Genomic DNA, 23,178 nt, shown 5'->3' with positions numbered 1-23,178 from the left:
GAGCGGCTACTTACTGAGCCTGCACTTCCTTAAGGTACGCAGCCGGCTCTGCACCAAGGTTCTCCAGCACGCGCTGGCTGTACCAATCGATGAAATTCACCACACCAAACTCATAAGTCTTCGAGTACGGCCCTGGCTGGTAAGCCGTGGAGTTGATGCCCCGCTGGTTCTCTTCCGCCAAACGGCGGTCCTGGTCATTGGTGGCATCCCACACCTTGCGCATACGTTCCGGGTCGTAATCGACACCTTCGACGGCATCCTTGTGCACCAGCCACTTGGTGGTGACCATGGTCTCCTGGGCGCTGATCGGCCATACGGTGAAGACGATCATGTGGTCGCCCATGCAGTGGTTCCACGAGTGCGGCAGGTGCAGGATGCGCATCGAGCCCAGGTCCGGGTTCTTGATACGGCCCATCAGCTTCTGGCAGGCCTGCTTGCCGTCCATGGTCATCGACACGGTGCCCTTGAGCAGCGGCATGCGCACGATGCGGTTACGCAGGCCATGGCTCTTGTGCAGGTACGGGATCTTCTCGGCTTCCCAGGCGGCGGCGGAGGCGGCCACGTGGTCCTTGAATTCCTGGCTGGCGCGCGGGTCGTTGGTGTCGTCCCACTCCAGCAGGGTTTGCAGCAGCTCCGGGTGTGAGCCGGAGCAGTGGTAGCACTCGCGGTTGTTTTCCAGCACCAGCTTCCAGTTGGCCTTTTCCATCAAGGTGGTTTGCACTGCCACCTTGGTGTTCTCCATGTCATACGGTTCCATGTAGTGGTCCAGGGTGGCCAGGAACTCGTCGATAGCAGGTGGGTTTTCCGCCAGGCTGATGAAGATGTAGCCACCTGCGACCTTAACGTTCACAGGCTTCAGGCCGTACTCCTTCATGTCGAAGTCGGCGCCCATTTCAGTACCCGCGAACAGCAGGCGGCCGTCCAGTTCATACGTCCACTGGTGGTAATGGCAGACCAGCTTTGCCACTTTGCCTTTCTCACTGACGCACAGGCGCGAGCCGCGATGGCGGCAGACGTTGTGGAAGGCATGCACCTTACCTTCGCTACCGCGCACCACAATGATCGGGTTCTTGCCGATCTGCAGGGTGATGTAGTTGCCCTTGGCCGGGATTTCGCACGTCATGCCGGCAATCAGCCATTCCTTGTGGAAGATCTCCTGCATGTCTATCTGGAACAGACGCTCGTCGGTGTAGAACGGCTGGGGCAGCGAGTAGGTGCGCTCGCGGGTCTGCAGCATCTCGGCGGTGGCCTTGCGTGCAGGTTCCAGTGGATCGCCCAGGCTCAGGGTTGCGGTGACGTCCATCGTGTAATCCTCGGGGCCGTATGCGGCCGGCAAAAGGTGGCTAATCGTTGTTGTGGTGCCGCAAGAGCATCTGTCAAAAAACAGCAGGTTCTTTTGCCGTGGAGTGTGCGTCCGAAGACGCCGCGAACCGTATCCATGGGCGACATGGCCGATTTGAATTACGACGCGCCAGCCCTTGTAGCACGGGGCTGGTCGCGATAAGCACGCCGATGTCGCAGGCAGGAATGTGCGGCGCCTTCAGCTTGCGCATTATCGCAGCCATGAAAAGGGCCAATTGTCGGCCGCTGGAGATGAACATGTCCGATACTTTCCTCAATCCGGTCACCACCCAGACCTGGGCCAATGGCCGCCACATCGTGCGCTGCGTCAAGGTCATCCAGGAGACCTGGGACGTGCGCACCTTCTGCTTCATGGCCGACCAGCCGATCATGTTCTTCTTCAAGCCTGGGCAGTTCGTCACCCTGGAGCTGGAGATCGAAGGCAAGCCGGTGATGCGCTCTTACACCATCTCCAGTTCGCCGTCGGTGCCCTACAGCTTCTCGATCACGGTCAAGCGGGTGCCAGGCGGGCATGTGTCCAACTACCTGCACGACACCATGCACGAAGGCCTTGAAGTGCCGGTGCACGGCCCGGTGGGGCTGTTCAACGCCATCGACTTCCCGGCGGCCAAGGTGCTGTACCTCTCCGGCGGTGTCGGTATTACGCCGGTGATGTCCATGGCGCGCTGGTTCTACGACACCAACGCCAATGTCGACATGGTCTTCGTGCACAGCGCCCGTTCACCGAAAGACATCATCTACCACCGCGAACTGGAGCAGATGGCTTCACGCATCCCCAACTTCAGCCTGCACATCATTTGCGAGAAGCACGGCCTGGGTGAGCCATGGGCGGGTTATCGCGGCTATCTGAACCAGCGGCTTATGGAGTTGATTGCGCCCGATTACATGGAGCGCACGGTGTTCTGCTGCGGCCCGACGCCATACATGACTGCGGTCAAGCGCATGCTCGAGGCCGTCGGTTTTGACATGAAGAACTACCACGAGGAGTCGTTCGGTGCGACGCCGGCAGAGGCCAAGGCCGACGCCGTGGAGCATGCCGAGCAGGCGGCCGATGCGCCGGAAGTGGACGTTTCCGAGCTCAACCTGGTGGAGTTCATCGGCAGCGAGAAGAGCATCCGGGTTGCCCCGGGCGAGACCGTGCATGCGGCGGCGGCGAAGGTTGGCCTGATGATTCCGAAAGCCTGCGGTATGGGCATTTGCGGGACGTGCAAGGTGCTCAAGCTGGGCGGGGAAGTGGAAATGGAGCACAACGGCGGTATCACCGAAGAGGACGAAGCCGAGGGCTACATTCTGTCTTGCTGCAGCGTGCCGAAAGGGGATGTGCGGATCGATTACTGATCCGGAAATTGCTGGGGCTGCCTTGCAGCCCAATCGCCGGCAAGCCGACTCCCACAAGGTTCCGTAGCGCTGCTGTCAATGGCACAGCTGGCACAGATCTCTGTGGGAGCCGGCTTGCCGGCGATTGGGCCGCAAAGCGGCCCCGGCGATGTCAGGTGCGAAAACGTGCCACCAGCCCATTCAGATCCACAGCCAGGCGCGACAGCTCTGCACTCGCCGCGCTGGTCTGGTGCGCGCCGGTTGCGCTCTGCACCGAAAGGTCATTGATATTCACCAGGTTGCGGTCCACTTCCCGCGCCACTTGGGCCTGTTCTTCCGCCGCGCTGGCGATTACCAGGTTGCGTTCATTGATCTGCGCCACTGCCCCGGCGATGGTGTCCAGCGCCATGCCGGCGCCCTTGGCGATATTCAGCGTCGACTCGGCGCGTTCGGTGCTTGTGCGCATCGATTCGACCGCCTGTTCGGTGCCGCCTTGGATGCTGCCGATCATCCGTTCAATTTCGCTGGTCGACTGCTGGGTGCGGTGGGCCAGTGCGCGCACCTCGTCTGCCACCACGGCAAAGCCACGGCCTGCTTCACCCGCGCGGGCTGCCTCGATCGCAGCGTTGAGCGCCAGCAGATTGGTCTGGTCGGCCAGGCCACGGATGACATCCAGTACCTTGCCGATGTCGCGCGATTGTTCGGCCAAGTGGGTGATCAGTTTGGCCGTAGCCTGCACATCACCGCTCATCCGCTCGATGGCACCCACGGTTTCCAGCACCAGGTCACGGCCGTCGCCGGTCGAGCGGCTGGCTTCGCTGGAGGCTTCTGAGGTGCTTACAGCGTTACGTGCCACTTCCTCGACGGCGCTGGTCATCTCGGTCACCGCCGTGGCGGCCTGCTCGATTTCGTTGTTCTGCTGTTGCAGGCCTCGCGCGCTCTCGTCGGTAACGGCGTTCAGCTCTTCGGCGGCCGACGCCAGCTGGGTAGCGGAGCCAGCAATCAGCTGCAGGGTGTCACGCAATTTTTCCTGCATGCGCGCCATCGCGCGCAGCAGGCGTGCGGCCTCATCGGAGCCTTCGGCGCGGATGATATGGGTCAGGTCACCGTCGGCAATCTGCTCGGCGGCTAGGAGGGCTTCGTCGATCGGCTTGACGATGCTGCGGGTCAGCAGCAACGCGCAGAGGAAGGTCAGCACGGCTGCGGCAATCAGCAGGCCGATCACCAACGCGAAGGCCGCGGCATACTGATTGGCAGCGGTTTCGTTGGTTGCGCGCGTCTGTTCTGTGTTGATGCGCACCAAGGTGTTCATGACCTTGTTGATCTGCTCGGAATTGGCCAGCAGGTCGCGGTTGAGCAGATCACGCAGCTCATCGGTGCGGTTGGCCTGGCTCAGGCTGCGCATGCGCGACTCCAGCTGACGGTACTGGTTTAGCAGCTCGGTGTACTGGTCGAAGGCGGCCTGTTCGTCTGCGGCGCTGATCAGGGGCAGGTAGGCCTGGCGAGCACGGTCGATCTCGGCGTTGCGCTGGTCCAGCAGGTTGAGGGTGTCGCGCTGGACTTCCGGCTCGCGGTTGAGCATCAAGCGGTAGGAGAGGGTGCGCAGGCGCAGGTTGAGCGAGGTCAGTTCGTCCAGGGTCTTGATACTGGGCACGCTGATGTTTTCGATGGCAAGGCCCGCCTGGCGGATGTTGCCCATCTGCATGAGCGAGAAGACGCCAAGGCCGAGCATGAGCAAGCCGATCAGGGCGAACCCGAGCAGGGCGCGCGGGGCGATATTCATGTTGCGTAGGGACATGGAAGGAAGAATCCAGACAGAGAAGTGGACGCGTTCCATGCGACGAAATATGACTTACCTGGCTATCGGTCGTGACCGGCCAGTCTTGAGCGTGAACGGCGAAAGTTGTGAGCCAGCTATCCATTTACCTGACCGGCGGTTGACCCAGGTCGGAACAAGGGGCCCGATACCCTGTCAATCTGCGGGATAGAAACCTTGAGATTCCGATATTTAATGGCGAGGGCTCACACTTTTCTTTATCGTGTGCGCCCTTTGCAACAACCCGAGATAGACCCCATGCTGGAAGCCTCCCTGAATCAACTCGAGCAACTGGTCAGCGACCTGATGCAGAAAAACGCTCAACTCACCGAGCAGAACACCACCCTTGGCCAGGAACTGGCCCAGGCCAAGGAAGAGAACGAAACCCTGCAACTGTCGCTGATGGAGCAGGAAGAGAAGCACGGCGCCACCGCCGCGCGCATCCAGGCGCTGGTTGAGCGCGCCAGTGCAGGTGTCGTCGGCGCATGAGACTGCAAGCGCAGCCGGTCAATGTCGTGTCGATCCTCGGCAACGATTATTCGATCAAGGCGCCCGAAGGCCAGGAAGAAACCCTGGCGCAGGCGGTACGCATGCTCAACACCGCCCTTGCCGAAACCAAACGTTCGTACCCGACCCTGATCGGCGACAAGCTGCTGGTGCTGGCCGCCCTGAATCTGTGTTCCAAGCAGGTTGAACTGCAGAAGGAACATCAGCAGACCCTTGAGCGTACACAGGCGCAGATCGACGCCACGGTGGACGCCATCGTTCGGACCATCGCCGAACAGTAAGAGCACACCGACAACGCTGTGGGTACAGGCTTGCCTGCCCCACGGCGTCTCCATCCTTGTTGCAGATCGCTGGTATAACTGGATACCTGAGTGTATACACTTTCCCCCAAACAAAAATTCCTGGGGAGGAAGGGGCATGGGTATCTGGCGTCGAAGTATCCAGTGGCAGTTGATCGCGAGCATGGGCGCGGCCCTGCTGGCGAGCATCCTGGTGGTCGTGATCATTTTCACCGTGGCGCTCAACCGCCTCACCGATCGCTACCTGGTGGACACGGCGCTGCCGGCCAGCATCGAAGCCATCCGCAACGACATCGAGCGAATGCTTGGCCAGCCGCTGGTAGCCGCAGCCGACATCGCCGGCAACACGCTGCTGCGTGATTGGCTGGCCGCCGGTGAAGATGCTGGCGAAATGCCGCGCTTTATCGAATACCTGCAGGCCGCCAAGCAGCGCAACCAGGCCTTCACCACACTCTTCGCCTCGACCGAGACCGGCCACTACTACAACGAGAATGGCTTGGACCGCACCCTCAGCCGTGACAACCCCAAAGACAAGTGGTTTTACGGCTACATCGACAGTGGCGCCGAGCGCCTGATCAATATCGATATCGACGGCGCTACCGGCGAGCTGGCGCTGTTCATCGACTACCGCGTGGAAAAGGACGGCAAGCTGGTCGGTGTGGCCGGCATGGGCCTGCGCATGACCGAGCTGTCGAAACTTATCCACGACTTCAGCTTTGGCGAGCACGGCAAGGTGTTTCTGGTACGCAACGATGGCTTGATCCAGGTGCATCCGGACAATGCCTTCAGCGGCAAGCGACAGCTCGCGCAGCAGCTCGATGAACAGGCCGCCAAGGTGGTGATGAGTGGTGAGCAGGGCTTGCGCACCAGCCGTTTCCAGCGTGAAGGCGAAGGCTATCTGGCCTTGGGCTTGCCCCTGCGCGACCTGAACTGGACCTTGGTTGCCGAGGTGCCTGAGGCAGAGATCTATGCGCAGATGCGTCAGGCGGTTTGGCTCACCACGGCGATCGGTGGTGGTGTGGCGCTGCTCTCGCTTTTGCTGGTGGTGCTGCTGGCGCGCGGGCTGGTGCGGCCTATTCGCCGTGTGACCGCCGCGCTGGTGCAGATTGGCAGCGGTGCGGGTGACCTCAGCCATCGCCTGGACGATTCGCGTCAGGACGAACTGGGCGATCTGGCCCGCGGCTTCAACCGTTTTCTCGACAGCCAGCGCGGGCTGATCGGCGAGGTGCTGCGCACCACCGAGCGCTTGCATCGGGCTGTCGAACAGGTGACTCAGGTGGTGGACAACACGGCCGAACGTTCCGGGCGGCAGCAGGAAATGACCGAAATGGTTGCCACCGCCGTGCACGAAATGGGGCTGACCGTGCAGGACATTGCCCGCAACGCCGGCGATGCTGCGCAGGCTTCGCAGTCAGCGCGGGACGAAGCCTTGCAGGCGCGTGAAGTGGTGCGCCGTTCGATCCAGGGTATCGAGGGCATGTCGGGTGACATCGGCAAGGCTGCGGATGCGGTGGCGCAATTGGCCGACGAAGTCGCCTCTATCGATGAAGTATTGGCGGTGATCCGCAGCATTTCCGAACAGACCAACCTGCTGGCGCTCAACGCTGCCATCGAGGCGGCGCGAGCAGGGGAGATGGGGCGTGGCTTTGCCGTGGTGGCCGATGAGGTGCGGACGCTGGCACGTCGTACCCAGGTGTCGACGGATGAAGTCCAGCAGATGATCCAGCGCCTCAAGCACGGGGCGGGTTCGGCGGTAACGTCGATGCACGCGGGGCAGCAGGCGACGGGCAGTGGCGTGGAGTCGAGCCAGCGAACCGGCGCCTCGTTGGGGGCGATTACCGACCAGGTCGAGCACATCAGCGACATGAACCATCAGGTGGCAACGGCGACGGAAGAGCAGTCGGCGGTGACCGAGGAGATCAACCGGACGGTGCAGGGGATTTCTGACCTGGCCAGGGAAACGGCGGCGGAAGTGCAGGGGTGTCGCGAGGAGTGCCAGGCGTTGCGTGGGCTGGCCGATGATCTTGCGCGGCAGATGGGCGGGTTCAAACTTTAGATCGCTGGGGCCGCTCCTACAGCATTCTGTAGGAGCGGCCTTGCGTCGCGAAAGGAGGGCAAAGCCCTCCCGGCAAGCTGTCAGGCGCCGATGATGTTGCGAATATCCGCCGCCAGCTCGCGTACGCGTGCCTCTTCGGTATCCCAGGAGCACATGAACCGCGCCCCGCCACTGCCAATGAAGGTGTAGAACCGCCAGCCCTTGCCACGCAGTGCTTCCAGCGCCGGCTCCGGCATCTGCAGGAACACCCCGTTGGCCTCCACCGGGAACATCAGCTCCACCCCCGGCAGGTCACTCACCAACGACGCCAGCAATTGTGCGCAACGGTTGGCGTGGTTGCCATGGCGCAGCCAGGCGCCGTCTTCCAGCAGCCCGACCCAGGGCGCCGACAAAAAGCGCATCTTCGAGGCCAGTTGCCCGGCCTGCTTGCAACGGTAGTCGAAGTCTTCGGCCAGGTCGCGGTTGAAGAACAGGATCGCTTCACCCACCGCCATGCCGTTCTTGGTGCCGCCAAAACACAGCACATCCACGCCCGCCTTCCAGGTCAGCTCGGCCGGGCTGCAGCCAAGAAATGCGCAGGCATTGGTGAACCGCGCGCCGTCCATATGCAGGTTCAGGCCCAGCTCCTTGCAGGTGGCGCTGATCGCCTTGAGCTCATCGGGGCGGTACACGGTGCCCACTTCGGTGGCCTGGGTGAGGGTCACCACGCGTGGCTTGGGGTAGTGGATGTCCTGGCGCTTGAGCGCCACTTCACGAATTGATTGTGGCGTCAGCTTGCCGTTGACGCTGGGCGCGGTGAGCAGCTTGGAACCGTTGGAGAAAAACTCCGGCGCGCCGCATTCGTCGGTCTCTACGTGGGCGGTTTCGGAGCAGATCACGCTGTGGTAGCTCTGGCACAGCGAGGCCAGGGCCAGCGAATTGGCCGCGGTGCCGTTGAAGGCGAAAAACACTTCGCAGTCGGTTTCGAACAGCTCGCGGAAGTACTGTGCGGCACGCTCGGTCCACTGGTCGTCGCCGTAGGCGCGGTCGTGGCCCATGTTGGCCTTTTCCATCGCTGCCCAGGCTTCGGGGCAGATACCGGAATAATTGTCGCTGGCGAATTGTTGGCTTTTATCTGTCATGACACGGTCCTGTGAACAACGCAGAACAGCACTCTAAACCATCGATTCAGCGGTTGCCTATGTAGGAGCGGCCTTGCGTCGCGAAAGGGTCGCGACGCGACCCCAGCCATTGCTTAAGCGCTGCTGAAGCTTGGGGCCGCTGCGCGACCCATTCGCGACGCAAGGCCGCTCCTACAGGGATTTGTGCAACCGACGGGTGAATGTCGTAAACGCGCCATTGCAAGGCGTGCGCAGGCATCTGACCCACCCCGGCCAGTCATACCATCGCCACAAAGGGCCACAGTGCTCTACAGACAAGAAACGATCGCTGCCGGGAGAACCACGATGTTCAGCAAGCAAGACCAGATCCAGGGTTACGACGACGCACTGCTGGCGGCGATGAATGCCGAAGAACAGCGCCAGGAAGATCACATCGAGCTGATCGCCTCGGAGAACTACACCAGCAAGCGCGTCATGCAGGCCCAAGGCAGCGGCCTGACCAACAAGTACGCCGAAGGCTACCCAGGCAAGCGCTACTACGGTGGCTGCGAGCACGTCGACAAAGTCGAGGCGCTGGCCATCGAGCGCGCCAAGCAGCTGTTCGGTGCCGACTACGCCAACGTTCAGCCACATTCCGGCTCTTCGGCCAACAGCGCCGTGTATCTGGCTCTGCTGCAGGCCGGTGACACCATCCTGGGCATGAGCCTGGCCCACGGCGGCCACCTGACCCACGGCGCCAAAGTGTCGTCCTCGGGCAAGCTGTACAACGCGGTGCAATACGGCATCGACACCAACACCGGTCTGATCGACTACGACGAAGTCGAGCGCCTGGCCGTCGAGCACAAGCCGAAGATGATCGTTGCCGGCTTCTCGGCCTATTCCAAGACCCTCGACTTCCCGCGTTTTCGCGCCATCGCAGACAAGGTCGGTGCGCTGTTGTTCGTCGACATGGCCCACGTTGCCGGCCTGGTTGCCGCTGGCCTGTACCCGAACCCGATCCCGTTCGCCGACGTGGTGACCACCACTACCCACAAGACCCTGCGCGGCCCACGTGGCGGCCTGATCCTGGCCAAGTCGAACGAAGAGATCGAGAAAAAGCTCAACGCCGCCGTCTTCCCCGGCGCCCAGGGCGGCCCGCTGATGCACGTCATCGCAGCCAAGGCTGTGTGCTTCAAGGAAGCTCAGGAGCCTGAGTTCAAGAGCTACCAGAAGCAGGTCATCGAGAACGCCCAGGCCATGGCCCAAGTGTTCATCGACCGCGGCTACGACGTGGTCTCCGGCGGTACCGACAACCACCTGTTCCTGGTCAGCCTGATCCGCCAGGGCCTGACCGGCAAAGATGCCGACGCTGCCTTGGGCCGCGCGCACATCACCGTCAACAAAAACGCTGTGCCGAACGACCCGCAGTCGCCGTTCGTCACTTCCGGCCTGCGCATCGGCACCCCGGCTGTCACCACACGCGGCTTCAAGGTCGCCCAGTGTGTGGCCCTGGCCGGCTGGATCTGCGACATCCTCGATAACCTCGGTGACGCTGATGTCGAAGCCGATGTGGCGAAGAACGTCGCGGCTCTGTGCACAGACTTCCCTGTTTACCGCTGAGTGGAGTAAACGACCATGCAACGCTACTCGGGCTTCGGCCTCTTCAAACACTCCCTCAGCCACCACGAGAACTGGCAGCGCATGTGGCGCACGCCGACCCCTAAAAAGGTCTACGACGTGGTCATCGTCGGCGGTGGCGGCCATGGCCTGGCCACCGCCTACTACCTGGCCAAGGAACACGGCATCACCAATGTCGCGGTGGTCGAGAAAGGTTACCTGGGCGGCGGCAACACCGCCCGTAACACCACCATCGTGCGTTCCAACTACCTGTGGGACGAATCGGCCCAGCTGTACGAGCATGCCATGAAGCTGTGGGAGGGCCTGTCCCAGGACATCAACTACAACGTGATGTTCTCCCAGCGCGGGGTCTACAACCTGTGCCATACCCTGCAGGACATTCGTGATTCCGAGCGCCGCGTCAGCGCCAACCGCCTCAACGGCGTCGATGGCGAACTGCTCAACACCGCCCAGGTCGCGGCCGAAATCCCGTACCTGGACTGCTCGAAGAACACCCGTTACCCGATCCTCGGCGCTACCGTTCAGCGCCGTGGTGGCGTCGCCCGTCACGACGCCGTGGCCTGGGGTTACGCCCGTGCCGCCGACGCCCTGGGCGTGGACCTGATCCAGCAGACCGAAGTGATCGGTTTCCGCAAGGAAAACGGTGCAGTGATCGGTGTGGAAACCAACAAAGGTTTCATCGGCGCCAAGCGCGTCGGTGTGGTCACTGCCGGTAATTCCGGGCACATGGCCAGGCTGGCCGGCTTCCGCCTGCCGCTGGAGTCGCACCCGCTGCAAGCACTGGTATCCGAGCCGATCAAGCCGATCATCGACAGCGTGATCATGTCCAACGCCGTGCACGGCTACATCAGCCAGTCCGACAAGGGCGACCTGGTGATCGGCGCCGGTATCGACGGCTGGGTCGGCTACGGCCAGCGCGGTTCGTACCCGGTTATCGAGCACACCCTGCAGGCCATCGTCGAGATGTTCCCCAACCTCTCGCGCGTGCGTATGAACCGCCAGTGGGGCGGCATCGTCGACACCTCGCCGGACGCCTGCCCGATCATTTCCAAGACTCCGGTCAAGAACATGTTCTTCAACTGCGGCTGGGGCACCGGCGGCTTCAAGGCGACCCCGGGCTCGGGCAACGTCTTTGCCGCAAGCCTGGCCAAAGGCGAGATGCACCCGCTGGCTGCGCCGTTCTCCATGGACCGTTTCTACAACGGCGCACTGATCGACGAACACGGCGCCGCCGCCGTCGCCCACTAACCGGAGACACCGTCATGTTGCATATTTTTTGTCCCCACTGCGGCGAGCTGCGCTCCGAAGAAGAGTTCCACGCCTCTGGCCAGGCGCACATCGCTCGCCCGCTGGACCCCAACGCCTGCTCCGACGAAGAGTGGGGCACTTACATGTTCTTCCGCGACAACCCGCGCGGTATTCACCATGAACTGTGGGACCACGTTGCCGGCTGCCGTCAGTACTTCAACGTCACCCGCGACACCGTGACCTACGAAATTCTGGAAACCTACAAGATCGGTGAGAAGCCGCAGGTGACCGCAGGCGGCAAGCAAAGCAGCGCACCGTCGACCGTCAAAGGCCAAGGGGAAAAAGTATGAGCCAGACCTATCGCCTCGCCAGCGGCGGCCGTATCGACCGCAGCAAGGTCCTGAACTTCACCTTCAACGGCAAGACCTACCAGGGGTATGCCGGTGACAGCCTGGCCGCCGCGCTGCTGGCCAACGGCGTCGATATCGTGGGCCGCAGCTTCAAGTACTCGCGCCCACGCGGCATCATCGCCGCCGGTACCGAAGAACCGAACGCTATCTTGCAGATCGGCTCCAGCGAAGCCACGCAGATCCCCAACGTGCGCGCTACCCAGCAGGCGCTGTACGCAGGCCTTGTCGCCACCAGCACCAACGGCTGGCCGAACGTCAACAACGACGTCATGGGCATCCTCGGCAAGGTCGGCGGCAGCATGATGCCGCCGGGCTTCTACTACAAAACCTTCATGTACCCGAAATCGTTCTGGATGACTTACGAGAAGTACATCCGTAAGGCGGCAGGCCTTGGCCGTGCGCCGCTGCAGAACGACCCGGACAGCTACGACTACATGAACCAGCACTGCGACGTGCTGATCGTCGGTGCCGGCCCTGCAGGCCTGGCCGCTGCCCTGGCCGCTGCGCGCAGCGGTGCCCGGGTGATCCTGGCTGACGAACAGGAAGAGTTCGGCGGCAGCCTGCTCGACAGCCGCGAGACCCTCGATGGCAAGCCGGCCGCTGACTGGGTCAACGCCGTGGTCAAAGAACTGCAAAGCCTGCCGGAAGTGACCCTGCTACCACGCGCCACGGTCAACGGCTACCACGACCACAACTTCCTGACCATTCACGAGCGCCTTACCGACCACCTCGGTGACCGTGCCCCGATCGGCCAGGTTCGCCACCGTGTGCACCGTGTACGTGCCAAGCGCGTTGTACTGGCAGCCGGTGCCCACGAGCGCCCGCTGGTGTACGGCAACAACGACGTGCCGGGCAACATGCTGGCCGGCGCTGTCTCCACCTATGTGCGCCGCTACGGCGTGGCACCGGGCCGCAAGCTGGTGCTGTCGACCAACAACGACCATGCCTACCGGGCTGCGCTGGACTGGCATGACGCTGGCCTGCAGGTCGTCGCCATCGCCGACGCCCGCCACAACCCACGTGGTTCGCTGGTTGAGGAAGCCCGTGCCAAAGGCATCCGCATCCTCACTTCCAGCGCTGTGATTGAGGCCAAAGGCAGCAAGCATGTCACCGGTGCCCGCGTGGCGGCCATCGATGTGCAGGCACACAAGGTCACCAGCCCCGGCGAAACCCTCGAATGCGACCTGATCGCAACCTCCGGCGGCTACAGCCCGATCGTCCACCTGGCCTCGCACCTGGGCGGTCGCCCGGTTTGGCGTGATGACATTCTTGGCTTCGTGCCCGGTGATGCGCCGCAAAAGCGCGTGTGCGTGGGTGGCATCAACGGCGTGTATGCACTGGGCGATGTGATTGCCGATGGTTTCGAAGGCGGCGTGCGCGCAGCCACCGAAGCCGGCTTCAAGGCTACCACCGGCACGCTGCCAAAGACCGTTGCACGCAAGGAAGAGGCCACCGTGGCCCTGTTCCAGGTGCCGCACGACAAGGGCAGCAAGGGGCCGAAGCAGTTCGTCGACCAGCAGAACGATGTGACCGCCGCCGGTATCGAACTGGCCACCCGCGAAGGCTTCGAGTCGGTCGAGCACGTCAAGCGCTATACCGCGCTGGGCTTCGGTACCGACCAAGGCAAACTGGGCAACATCAACGGCCTGGCCATCGCCGCCCGTTCGATCGGTATCACCATTCCGGAAATGGGCACCACCATGTTCCGCCCCAACTACACGCCGGTGACTTTCGGTGCGGTAGCGGGCCGTCACTGTGGCCACCTGTTCGAGCCCGTGCGCTTCACTGCCCTGCATGCCTGGCACGTGAAGAACGGCGCCGAGTTCGAAGACGTCGGCCAATGGAAGCGCCCTTGGTACTTCCCCAAGGCCGGTGAAGACATCCACGCTGCCGTGGCCCGTGAGTGCAAGGCCGTGCGCGACAGCGTGGGCCTGCTCGACGCCTCGACCCTGGGCAAGATCGATATCCAGGGCCCGGATGCCCGCGAGTTCCTCAACCGCATCTACAGCAACGCCTGGACCAAGCTCGATGTGGGCAAGGCCCGTTATGGCCTGATGTGCAAAGAAGACGGCATGGTCTTCGACGACGGCGTGACCGCCTGTGTCGGCGACAACCACTTCTACATGACCACCACTACCGGTGGCGCCGCACGCGTGCTGCAGTGGCTGGAGCTGTATCACCAGACCGAATGGCCAGAGATGAAGGTGTATTTCACCTCGGTCACCGATCACTGGGCCACGCTGACCCTGTCCGGCCCCAACAGCCGCAAGCTGCTCAGCGAGCTGACCGACGACATCGACTTGGACAAGGACGCCTTCCCGTTCATGACCTGGAAGGAAGGCACTGTCGGTGGCGTACCGGCCCGCGTGTTCCGTATTTCGTTCACCGGTGAGCTGTCGTACGAAGTCAACGTGCAGGCCAACTACGCCATGGGCGTGCTGGAAAAAGTCATCGAGGCCGGCAAGAAGTACAACCTGACCCCGTACGGCACCGAAACCATGCACGTGCTGCGTGCCGAGAAGGGCTTCATCATCGTTGGCCAGGACACCGACGGCTCGATGACCCCGGACGACCTCAACATGAGCTGGTGTGTGGGCCGCAACAAGCCGTTCTCGTGGATCGGCCTGCGTGGCATGAACCGCGAAGACTGCGTGCGTGAAAACCGCAAGCAGCTGGTGGGCCTCAAGCCTGTGGACCCGACCAAGTGGCTGCCCGAAGGCGCTCAGTTGGTGTTCGACCCCAAGCAGCCGATCCCGATGGACATGGTCGGCCACGTCACCTCCAGCTACGCGGCCAACTCCCTGGGTTATTCGTTTGCCATGGGTGTGGTCAAAGGCGGCCTGAAACGCATGGGCGAGCGCGTTTATTCGCCGCAAGCCGATGGCAGCGTGATCGAGGCAGAAATCGTGTCTTCGGTGTTCTTCGATCCGAAGGGTGAGCGGCAGAACGTTTGACTCCGGGCCCTGTGACGAGCCGGCTGGCCCAATCGCTGGCAAGCCGGCTCCCACAGGATCGATGCAGTTATGAAGGTAGGTGCGGTCCCTGTGGGAGCCGGCTTGCCGGCGATGAGGCCGGCAAACACACCCTGCAAGCTGCGTCGTATCGACGACCAAGAATTCAAGGCAGGTAAGAAATGAGCGCTATCAACGTCTTCCAGCAAAACCCCGGCGCCGACGCCAAGGCTCAGTCGCCGCTGCATCACGCCGACCTGGCCAGCCTGGTTGGCAAGGGCCGCAAGAACGCAGGCGTGACCCTGCGTGAAAAGAAATTCCTCGGCCACCTGACCCTTCGCGGCGACGGCCACGACCCGGAATTCGCCGCAGGCGTGCACAAGGCCCTGGGCCTGGAGCTGCCAGTGGCCCTGACCGTGGTCGCCAATAGTGAGATGTCGTTGCAGTGGCTCGGCCCCGATGAGTGGCTGCTGATCGTCCCCGGCGGCCAGGAGTTCGCCGTCGAGCAAAAACTGCGCGCGGCCCTTGAAGGCCAGCACATCCAGGTGGTCAACGTCAGCGGCGGGCAAAGCCTGCTGGAGCTGCGTGGCCCGCACGTGCGCGAAGTGCTGATGAAGTCCACCAGCTATGATGTTCACCCGAACAACTTCCCGGTGGGCAAGGCGGTGGGTACCGTGTTCGCCAAGTCGCAACTGGTGATCCGCCGCACGGCCGAGGACACCTGGGAGCTGGTGATTCGCCGCAGCTTCGCCGATTACTGGTGGCTGTGGCTGCAGGACGCTTCTGCCGAATACGGCCTGAGCATCGAAGCCTAAGGAGAGCAACATGAGTCGGGCACCGGATACCTGGATTCTCACCGCCGACTGCCCGAGCATGCTCGGCACCGTCGACGTGGTGACGCGTTACCTCTTCGAGCAGCGCTGCTACGTGACGGAGCACCACTCCTTCGATGACAGGCAGTCGGGGCGCTTTTTCATCCGCGTCGAGTTCCGCCAGCCGGACGATTTTGACGAGGTCGGTTTCCGTGCCGGCCTCGCCGAGCGCGGTGATGCGTTTGGCATGGCGTTCGAGCTGACCGCACCGAATCACCGCCCCAAGGTGGTGATCATGGTGTCCAAAGCTGACCACTGCCTGAACGACTTGCTCTATCGCCAGCGCATCGGCCAACTGGGCATGGACGTGGTCGCGGTGGTGTCCAACCATCCCGACCTCGAGCCGCTGGCGCACTGGCACAAGATTCCCTATTACCACTTCGCACTCGACCCCAACGACAAGGCCGGGCAAGAGCGCAAGGTGCTGGGGGTGATCGAGGAGACCGGCGCCGAGTTGGTTATCCTTGCCCGCTACATGCAGGTGCTGTCGCCTGAACTGTGCCGGCGCCTGGACGGCTGGGCGATCAATATCCATCACTCGTTGTTGCCGGGGTTCAAGGGCGCCAAGCCTTATCACCAGGCGTACAACAAGGGTGTGAAAATGGTGGGTGCCACGGCGCATTACATCAACAACGACCTCGACGAAGGGCCGATCATCGCCCAGGGCGTTGAGGTGGTGGATCACAGCCATTACCCCGAAGACCTGATTGCCAAGGGGCGTGACATCGAATGCCTGACCCTGGCGCGGGCGGTCGGGTATCACATCGAGCGGCGGGTGTTTCTCAACGCCAACCGTACTGTCGTTCTCTGAACAATTCTGGGGCTGCTGCGCAGCCCTTTCGCGACACAAGGCCGCTCCTACAGGCGATCGCGTCCCCTGTAGGAGCGGCCTTGTGTCGCGAAAGGGCCGCAAAGCGGCCCCCGCTTTTGGCCTGCCGTAAAAAGGCATCCCCCTGTCGTTTTCAGTCAGTGCCTTGTGCTCCATCAAGCCCACAATTCCCTGCATTCCAGCAACACATGTCGCCCATGGACGGCGGCGCTTCAACCAACGCTGCATAAATACAAATCAAGCGAGGTAAGAGCATGTCTGGCAATCGTGGAGTGGTGTACCTGGGCGCTGGCAAGGTCGAGGTGCAGAAAATCGACTACCCGAAGATGCAGGACCCGCGCGGCAAGAAGATCGAGCACGGCGTCATCCTCAAGGTGGTCTCCACCAACATCTGCGGCTCCGACCAGCACATGGTCCGCGGCCGCACCACTGCCCAGGTCGGCCTGGTCCTGGGCCACGAAATCACCGGTGAAATCGTCGAGATGGGGCGTGACGTCGAACGCCTGAAAATCGGTGACCTGGTGTCGGTGCCGTTCAACGTCGCCTGCGGCCGCTGCCGCTCCTGCAAAGAGATGCACACCGGTGTCTGCCTCACCGTCAACCCGGCCCGCGCCGGCGGTGCCTACGGTTACGTTGACATGGGCGACTGGACCGGCGGCCAGGCTGAATACGTGCTGGTACCGTATGCCGACTTCAACCTGCTGAAACTGCCGGATCGCGACAAGGCCATGGAGAAGATCCGTGACCTGACCTGCCTGTCCGACATCCTGCCAACCGGCTACCACGGTGCCGTGACTGCTGGCGTAGGCCCAGGCAGTACCGTTTACGTCGCAGGTGCTGGCCCGGTCGGCCTGGCCGCGGCTGCCTCGGCCCGCCTGCTGGGCGCTGCCTGCGTCATCGTCGGCGATCTGAACCCGGCCCGCCTGGCCCACGCCAAGTCCCAGGGCTTTGAAGTGGTCGACCTGTCCAAGGACACCCCGCTGCACGAACAGATCATCGACATCCTCGGCGAGCCGGAAGTGGACTGTGCAGTTGATGCGGTGGGCTTCGAGGCACGTGGTCATGGGCATGAAGGCGCCAAACATGAAGCACCGGCCACTGTGCTGAACTCGCTGATGCAGGTCACTCGCGTTGCCGGCAACATCGGTATCCCGGGCCTGTACGTGACCGAAGACCCAGGCGCGGTGGATGCTGCCGCCAAGATCGGCGCGCTGAGCATCCGCTTTGGCCTGGGATGGGCAAAATCGCACAGCTTCCACACCGGCCAGACCCCGACCATGAAATACAACCGCCAATTGATGCAGGCGATCATGTGGGACCGGATCAACATCGCTGAAGTTGTTGGTGTGCAGGTCATCAGCCTGGATCAGGCGCCAGAAGGGTACGGCGAGTTCGATGCCGGGGTGCCGAAGAAGTTTGTGATTGATCCGCACAAGACGTTTAGCGCGGCGTAATTAAAAAACAAAAAGCCCCACGAGAGAGGGGCTTTTTGCTATTCGTTAGTCCCAACGTGACGGAGCCCTTGGGAACGCATCAGTGGGCTGCCTGATTTCGCTAGCCCTAGAATGGAACAGAGACTGCGGTGCCTCAACAAAGCTTCTGACGAACAGCGGCTGCAGGGGCGCGGCATCGGGCTGCGGGCTTCCCCTGGGTGATCCTGCAGGGGAACTATCCGTCGATGGTATTGGCGAGCCGAGCGTTGGCGTTTTTGGGATTGTAGCGGGCGAATCCCGTCGGACCGCTGTTTCGCCCGACGTTAGTCCGGCTTCTGTATGAGCGGTGTGCCCTCCGGCTTGAGAAGAGGGTGTCAGCGAGCTATTCGACGAACTTTTTGCTGTTGACGAACCGATATTCACGGCGATGTTCTTGCTAACCTTGAGTATCTCGTCATTTGGGAGTTCAACCCGCCTCAGTTTAGGCCGTGGATTAACAAACCTTTTTGGCATATGCCCGCTTGAGTCGATGAAGTTGACCGGGTCACCTTCGCAATAGCAGTAAACATTCAACCCACCCTGCCCGAATGGGCTCCAGCTGTCTGCTGCCAGGAAACGTCTCAGGCGCGGAGAATAGCTGCGGTATCCAAGCCCAAGTAGGTAGGAGGCCGCACCTGGCACGTAAGCTTCGCCATTGAAGCCAAGCGTTATTCGCATCGAGGGCAAGTTCGGATCATGCCCGTAGGCTGAAAAGTAGTGGCCTTCCAGGTCCTCCGTATCTTGAACGTTGAGAACGGAACCCTTGTCATCGGTTGCCAGCAACCCAGCGCCAGCCGTTTCGCCGGCTTGAACCTCAGCCAAGGGCATGTCGGCGTTGCGCAAGATGGCGCGATGCTGGTTGCCCTGCTTCACGGTTATGAGTTTGTTGCTTTGGTAGAAGAACAGCGTGTTGTTCAATGATCTGCTCATGACGTTGGCCTCCTGTAGCCCCGGATCTGCGCGTGCCACGATTGACTTTAAGCCTGCCTCGTGTGCTTGTTTCTGGTTTCTAAGTTTTGGGCCGTTTTTTGTTCTTCAATGCGATAGAAGTCATCTGGGTTTAATCTATCAGGGCGAGTATTGAATATGTCCATTTTTTCTTTTTTGTGCTTTGGTGGTGTGTACAGTGCATCATTTATTTTTGTTTCCTGTCTTACGTATTCTTGGTAATTTGCCCAGTTGTTTTTGAGTTCTTCGGATTCTACGGTGACTTGATTGTGCTTTTTTAGGTATTCGTTGCTCTGGTTCAAAGATTGTTTGTTTTTGTTTATTTGATGTTTTAGGGATTTTTTTAATAAATTCGTGTCCACGTCCCTGGATTGTTTGGGTTGTTTCAAAAGGTTCGGTATGTAGGTCTTGAGGCTTTCGTCTGCCTGGGTTGCCTTATTATGTGCCCTTTTAATGCGGCCTTTTCTTGTGCTGAACCAGGTTCTTGGCCTCCGTAACGAGAAGTGACCTGTTGGATCTGTCTGGTTGACGGGGTCTCCCAAGCAATAGCAGTAGCTATTCAAGCCGCCCTCTTGAAAAGGGCTGAGGCTGTCTGGTGAATAAAACCGCATCAGTACCGGGCTGTAAGAACGGTAACCATTACCGAGCAAGTAGTGTCCCTCGCTTGTCCGATACTGACCGTTGAATCTTAGTAAGGAGAGCATGCTGGCTTTGGCAGCATCATACCCATAAGCCGCATATAGCAACCTTGCTGTTTCCGCTGCGCTATTCCCACTTAGTACTGAGCCGCTCTCGTTTGTAGACAATAGGGTCGCGCTTGCTGCCAAGTCAGTGTCACGTTCTGCCAGTGACACTTCGCCGGTACGAAAGATGGTGTGCTGTTGTCCTCCTTGGTTGACGGTGGTGAGCTTTCCGTTTTGGTAGAAAAACTGACGAGTGTCCGGCTGACGTTTCATTAGGCTCTCCTTTGAGCGATCACTGATCTTGATCGGCACTATGGGAAGATAGTGATCAGGAGAGAGATCGGTGGCTACTGGCAAAAATGATAGGTATGCGGAAATTGCCCACGTGGCGATGGGTAATTTCCTACTTACTCGTTGAGGTAGTAGGAAATACCCTACGCAGTCTGTCGACCGCCGTCTGATTGCCCCTGGAATCCTCACCCTCTAGCCTGATTGGGTCGCTGAATGGCTCAGCGATCGGGCGTGGAAACCCGGCAAGATGCATGGCTGTTGTCGATATGACGGCTGTACGCGGGAGGTCTTCGGGCCTGCCGGGTTAACCATGCACCGGTCTTTCCACCCCGTGTACAGCTGTCACCCTAATGTGTGGAAACGGACGGGTGGCACTTCACACTGCATGGTGTTTTGATGAAAAAAATAGTCCCCGATCCACCCCGCCTCAAACTGTTCAACACCCTCTATTCCTCCATCCACCCCGAACTGATCCCACCCGAGGCCTTGGCGGTCGCCAGCGAGATGCTGCTGGGTATCTCTGAAGTCGTCGGCGAGTATTGCCGCGCGCATACCGGCGAGCCGGGCGTGTACATGCTCACAAATGCGGTGCATAGCGCCGATACCGCACATGCATTGATCGAGCATGCGCTTGAGCGCATGTGAAGGTTTGGGGGCAATACGATGAGTGAAGACACACACGCAAACATGACCGTTGGCGTCGAGACGTTCTGCGAGGCCGGTGACAAGCCTTGCCATATTTTCCGGGTGATGCCGGGCGTGCCGTTCGAGCACGCCTATGAACAGGTGTCGGTGCTGCTGGGGTACATCAAGCACCTGGTGCGCGAAGGTGATATGGAGGATGACCACAAGCTGCTCGGCGCGGCGGATTACCTGAGTGCGTTTGCCAAGGCAATCATGGATGACATCGAAATTGCCCGGAACAGGGTGCGTTGATTACCTGAGGCTGGCAGTCGGGCTGCTGGGGCCGCTTTGCGGCCCTTTCGCGACACGAGGCCGCTCCTACAGCTGAACGTGGGGGCTGATGCGGACCTGCCCGATGTGCGGCCCGGAACAAACCCCTGAACACTCAGTCGAATGCCTCGTTTCCCAGGCCATCCCGGCCTACGAGGTCCCCCCGATGAAAGCATTCACCCTGGCAACCCTGATGACCCTGGCCGCAAGCCCGGTGTTCGCCTTCAACCTCAGCGATGCCGCCAATGCTGTGTCGGCCGTGCAAAACCAGAATCAGCAAGCCCAGGTGCAGGCGCCTGAGGCCCAGGCCAATCTGCTCAACACCCTGGGCAGCGAACTTAACATCACCCCGGAACAGGCCGTGGGCGGGGCAGGGGCGATGCTGGGGCTGGCGCGCAACAACCTGAGCAGTGACGACTACGGTCAGCTGACCCAGGCTGTGCCGGGGCTGGACTTGCTGTCTGGCGCTGCCATGCTGGGCGGGTTGAGTGGGCTGGGCGAAATGCTGGGCAAGAGCAGCCAAAACCAGTCGGCATTGAGCAATGCATTGGGTAACAACGTTGAGAACCGCAGCGACCTGGACAATGCCTTCAAGGCGCTGGGTATGGATACGGGCATGATCGGGCAGTTCGCGCCGTTGATTTTGCAGTACCTGGGCCAGCAGGGGATTGCCGGTTCGTTGCTGCAGAACCTGGGCAGCCTGTGGACTACCCCGGCGCCTTTGGCTCAGCCGTCGGTGTGAGGGCCTTATAGGGCCGCGGTCAGCCCATCTCCCCGCGCAATTGCTCGATCCGCTGGTCCTTCTCAATCCACAGCTGATTCACCCAGGCCTGTACTGCCTGGCGGAAAGCCGGATCATTCTCGTAATCCCCTGCCCACAGGGCAGGGTCAAGCTCTCGCACCTGAATGTCGATGATCACCCGGCTGATGCTGCCGTTGAGCAGGTCCCAAAACCCCGGAGCCTTGTTGCCGGGGTAAACGATGGTCACGTCCAGCAGCGCATCCAGCTGCTCGCCCAGCGCCGCCAGCACGAACGCCACGCCTCCGGCCTTGGGCTTGAGCAGGTAACGGTATGGCGACTGCTGTGCCTGGCGTTTGGCCTCGGTGAAGCGGGTGCCTTCGAGGTAGTTGACCACTGTTACCGGTTGGCGCTTGAACAGTTCGCAGGCCGCTTTGGTGATTTCCAGGTCCTTGCCCTTGAGCTCGGGGTGCTTTTCCAGAAACGCCTTGCTGTAACGCTTCATGAACGGGTAATCCAGGCCCCACCAAGCAAGGCCCAGCAGCGGTACCCAGATCAGCTCCTTCTTGAGGAAAAACTTGAAGAACGGCGTGCGGCGGTTGAGGCTTTCGATCAGCGCAGGGATGTCGACCCAGGTCTGGTGGTTGCTCACGGCCAGGTAGGAAGTGTCCTTGCGCAGGCTCTCGACGCCGCGGATGTCCCATTGGGTAGGGATGCACAGGGCGAAAATGGCCTTGTCGATTTCCGACCAGGCTTCAGCGACCCACATTACGGCAGCGGAGGCGTAGTCACGCCATCGGCCCGGCAGCACCAGTTTGAGCAGGGCGAAGACCAGCAGCGGGCAGATCAGCACCACGGTGTTGAGCAGCAGCAGGGTGGTTGTAAGAATGCCGGTCAGCAGGCGACGCATAGGGAAACTCTTGTTGTGGGATTTGAACGGGCGGCAATGATAAGCAGCGCCGCAGCCTACGCCAAATGTCCAATGCCCAGCGGCGGGGACAAATGTTTCACATTATGTTGTTTACCCTTGTGACAGCGAACCTATCCTGCTTGCACAGTCTAAGCACTGACCCCTTTCAAGGAAGCCTGCCTGTGAAACCAATGCTAGCCCTGTTGTCGCTGTTGGCGCTGCCGGTAATGGCCGCAGAACCTACGCTTTACGGCCGTTATGAGAACATCTCCCTGCCTGAACTCGGCGAAACCCTGAAGGCCAAGATGGACACCGGTGCCTACACCGCGTCGCTGTCGGCCAAGGACATCGAGCGCTTCACCCGCGACGGCGAGGACTGGGTGCGCTTCCGCCTGGCGACCAAGGAGTCCGACGGCAAGGTGTACGAGCATAAGGTTTCGCGCATCAGTAAGATCAAAAACCGCGCCGACGAAGACGATGAAGGCGATGCGCCCGAGCTTTCGCGCAGGCCGGTAATCGACCTTGAGTTGTGCCTGGGGGATGAGAAGCGCACCGTAGAAGTGAACCTGGTCGACCGCAGCAGCTTCAACTATCCGTTGCTGGTGGGTGCCAAGGCATTGCGCGAGTTCAAGGCTGCGGTAAACCCGGCAAAACGCTTCACTGCGGGCAAGCCTGACTGCTGATCCGAAGGGCGACGCGCTCTTCATGTAGGAGCGGCCTTGTGTCGCGAAGGGGCGCGCAGCGGCCCCAAAATATCCACAGCAGCACAGATATTGGGGCCGCTGCGCGCCCCTTCG

General features: G+C 61.2%; 22 protein-coding genes and 2 pseudogenes. 16 read left to right on the top strand and 8 right to left on the bottom strand.

Annotated features, from left to right (window positions below):
* Positions 1 to 10 precede the first annotated feature (10 nt).
* Together gbcA and JET17_RS24940 are read right to left on the bottom strand one after the other, a co-directional pair.
* Positions 11 to 1,303 (bottom strand): glycine-betaine demethylase subunit GbcA, encoded by a 1,293-nt coding sequence (gbcA, locus tag JET17_RS24945; protein ID WP_012316650.1) that lies wholly within the window; start codon positions 1,301 to 1,303, stop codon positions 11 to 13.
* A 73-nt stretch (positions 1,304 to 1,376) separates the two neighbouring features.
* Positions 1,377 to 1,601 carry a hypothetical protein gene (locus JET17_RS24940; RefSeq protein WP_080516501.1) on the bottom strand — a complete coding sequence of 75 codons (225 nt, stop codon included), beginning with the start codon at positions 1,599 to 1,601 and terminating at the stop codon, positions 1,377 to 1,379.
* Here JET17_RS24940 and gbcB point away from each other — a divergent pair.
* Positions 1,600 to 2,700, top strand: coding sequence for a glycine-betaine demethylase subunit GbcB (gene gbcB, locus JET17_RS24935; RefSeq protein ID WP_042111822.1), 1,101 nt, complete (start codon positions 1,600 to 1,602; stop codon positions 2,698 to 2,700). The two genes, JET17_RS24940 and gbcB, sit on opposite strands and share 2 nt — an antisense overlap.
* A gap of 151 nt (positions 2,701 to 2,851) precedes the next feature.
* Here the strand turns inward: gbcB and JET17_RS27925 are convergent, their stop codons facing one another.
* Together JET17_RS27925 and JET17_RS27920 are read right to left on the bottom strand one after the other, a co-directional pair.
* Positions 2,852 to 3,715: a methyl-accepting chemotaxis protein gene (locus JET17_RS27925; RefSeq protein ID WP_414157848.1), complete on the bottom strand. Its 864-nt coding sequence runs from the start codon at positions 3,713 to 3,715 to the stop codon at positions 2,852 to 2,854.
* Positions 3,707 to 4,462, bottom strand: a pseudogene (locus tag JET17_RS27920) (MCP four helix bundle domain-containing protein); the annotation flags it as partial. The pseudogene JET17_RS27920 and the gene JET17_RS27925, both read right to left, overlap by 9 nt.
* A gap of 291 nt (positions 4,463 to 4,753) precedes the next feature.
* Between JET17_RS27920 and JET17_RS24925 the strand changes: the two are divergent.
* The 4 genes and pseudogenes from JET17_RS24925 to JET17_RS27910 all read left to right on the top strand — a co-directional run bounded on the left by JET17_RS24925 (position 4,754) and on the right by JET17_RS27910 (position 7,357).
* Complete coding sequence (locus JET17_RS24925) at positions 4,754 to 4,984, top strand: hypothetical protein (protein ID WP_012316647.1); 231 nt, start codon at positions 4,754 to 4,756, stop codon at positions 4,982 to 4,984.
* Positions 4,981 to 5,283 (top strand): cell division protein ZapA, encoded by a 303-nt coding sequence (locus JET17_RS24920; RefSeq protein WP_012316646.1) that lies wholly within the window; start codon positions 4,981 to 4,983, stop codon positions 5,281 to 5,283. Before JET17_RS24925 ends, JET17_RS24920 begins: the two co-directional genes overlap by 4 nt.
* A gap of 136 nt (positions 5,284 to 5,419) precedes the next feature.
* A pseudogene (locus JET17_RS27915) lies at positions 5,420 to 6,493 on the top strand (cache domain-containing protein); the annotation flags it as partial.
* A gap of 126 nt (positions 6,494 to 6,619) precedes the next feature.
* Complete coding sequence (locus JET17_RS27910) at positions 6,620 to 7,357, top strand: methyl-accepting chemotaxis protein (RefSeq protein WP_420094560.1); 738 nt, start codon at positions 6,620 to 6,622, stop codon at positions 7,355 to 7,357.
* Positions 7,358 to 7,437: 80 nt separating this feature from the next.
* Here the strand turns inward: JET17_RS27910 and JET17_RS24910 are convergent, their stop codons facing one another.
* A complete protein-coding gene (locus JET17_RS24910) occupies positions 7,438 to 8,478 on the bottom strand; it encodes a low specificity L-threonine aldolase (protein ID WP_012316644.1) in 1,041 nt (346 codons plus the stop codon).
* A gap of 324 nt (positions 8,479 to 8,802) precedes the next feature.
* On the opposite strand from JET17_RS24910, the gene JET17_RS24905 reads away from it, so the two are divergent.
* The 7 genes from JET17_RS24905 (at position 8,803) to fdhA (ending at position 17,838) form a co-directional block, all read left to right on the top strand.
* Entirely contained in the window at positions 8,803 to 10,056 is a 1,254-nt protein-coding gene (locus tag JET17_RS24905; RefSeq protein ID WP_012316643.1) for a serine hydroxymethyltransferase, read from the top strand.
* A 15-nt stretch (positions 10,057 to 10,071) separates the two neighbouring features.
* A complete protein-coding gene (locus JET17_RS24900) occupies positions 10,072 to 11,322 on the top strand; it encodes a sarcosine oxidase subunit beta family protein (protein ID WP_012316642.1) in 1,251 nt (416 codons plus the stop codon).
* 14 nt (positions 11,323 to 11,336) lie between these two features.
* Complete coding sequence (locus tag JET17_RS24895; RefSeq protein WP_012316641.1) at positions 11,337 to 11,672, top strand: sarcosine oxidase subunit delta; 336 nt, start codon at positions 11,337 to 11,339, stop codon at positions 11,670 to 11,672.
* Complete coding sequence (locus JET17_RS24890) at positions 11,669 to 14,686, top strand: sarcosine oxidase subunit alpha (RefSeq protein WP_012316640.1); 3,018 nt, start codon at positions 11,669 to 11,671, stop codon at positions 14,684 to 14,686. The genes JET17_RS24895 and JET17_RS24890 overlap by 4 nt, the downstream gene beginning before the upstream one ends.
* A gap of 179 nt (positions 14,687 to 14,865) precedes the next feature.
* On the top strand, positions 14,866 to 15,498 hold the full coding sequence (locus JET17_RS24885) for a sarcosine oxidase subunit gamma (protein WP_012316639.1): 633 nt from the start codon (positions 14,866 to 14,868) through the stop codon (positions 15,496 to 15,498).
* A gap of 10 nt (positions 15,499 to 15,508) precedes the next feature.
* Positions 15,509 to 16,366 carry a formyltetrahydrofolate deformylase gene (gene purU, locus JET17_RS24880; RefSeq protein WP_012316638.1) on the top strand — a complete coding sequence of 286 codons (858 nt, stop codon included), beginning with the start codon at positions 15,509 to 15,511 and terminating at the stop codon, positions 16,364 to 16,366.
* A 272-nt stretch (positions 16,367 to 16,638) separates the two neighbouring features.
* Positions 16,639 to 17,838 (top strand): formaldehyde dehydrogenase, glutathione-independent, encoded by a 1,200-nt coding sequence (gene fdhA / locus JET17_RS24875; protein ID WP_012316637.1) that lies wholly within the window; start codon positions 16,639 to 16,641, stop codon positions 17,836 to 17,838.
* Between the two features lie 45 nt (positions 17,839 to 17,883).
* Here the strand turns inward: fdhA and JET17_RS24870 are convergent, their stop codons facing one another.
* Entirely contained in the window at positions 17,884 to 18,786 is a 903-nt protein-coding gene (locus JET17_RS24870) for an RHS repeat-associated core domain-containing protein (protein WP_012316636.1), read from the bottom strand.
* A 47-nt stretch (positions 18,787 to 18,833) separates the two neighbouring features.
* Entirely contained in the window at positions 18,834 to 19,760 is a 927-nt protein-coding gene (locus JET17_RS24865; RefSeq protein ID WP_012316635.1) for an RHS repeat-associated core domain-containing protein, read from the bottom strand.
* Between the two features lie 414 nt (positions 19,761 to 20,174).
* Between JET17_RS24865 and JET17_RS24860 the strand changes: the two genes are divergently transcribed.
* The 3 genes from JET17_RS24860 (at position 20,175) to JET17_RS24850 (ending at position 21,474) form a co-directional block, all read left to right on the top strand.
* Positions 20,175 to 20,423 carry a hypothetical protein gene (locus JET17_RS24860; RefSeq protein ID WP_012316634.1) on the top strand — a complete coding sequence of 83 codons (249 nt, stop codon included), beginning with the start codon at positions 20,175 to 20,177 and terminating at the stop codon, positions 20,421 to 20,423.
* A gap of 18 nt (positions 20,424 to 20,441) precedes the next feature.
* On the top strand, positions 20,442 to 20,714 hold the full coding sequence (locus JET17_RS24855) for a DUF3077 domain-containing protein (RefSeq protein ID WP_012316633.1): 273 nt from the start codon (positions 20,442 to 20,444) through the stop codon (positions 20,712 to 20,714).
* A 184-nt stretch (positions 20,715 to 20,898) separates the two neighbouring features.
* Entirely contained in the window at positions 20,899 to 21,474 is a 576-nt protein-coding gene (locus tag JET17_RS24850) for a DUF2780 domain-containing protein (protein ID WP_042111818.1), read from the top strand.
* A gap of 19 nt (positions 21,475 to 21,493) precedes the next feature.
* Here JET17_RS24850 and JET17_RS24845 read toward each other — a convergent pair whose 3' ends face one another.
* Positions 21,494 to 22,381 carry an acyltransferase gene (locus tag JET17_RS24845; protein ID WP_012316631.1) on the bottom strand — a complete coding sequence of 296 codons (888 nt, stop codon included), beginning with the start codon at positions 22,379 to 22,381 and terminating at the stop codon, positions 21,494 to 21,496.
* Positions 22,382 to 22,563: 182 nt separating this feature from the next.
* Between JET17_RS24845 and JET17_RS24840 the strand changes: the two genes are divergently transcribed.
* Entirely contained in the window at positions 22,564 to 23,064 is a 501-nt protein-coding gene (locus JET17_RS24840) for an ATP-dependent zinc protease (RefSeq protein WP_012316630.1), read from the top strand.
* The last annotated feature ends 114 nt before the right edge of the window (positions 23,065 to 23,178 follow it).

The organism is Pseudomonas putida (assembly GCF_016406145.1).
GTDB classification, from domain to species: domain Bacteria; phylum Pseudomonadota; class Gammaproteobacteria; order Pseudomonadales; family Pseudomonadaceae; genus Aquipseudomonas; species Aquipseudomonas putida_E.
This window is presented reverse-complemented; position numbering and strand designations above follow the sequence as displayed.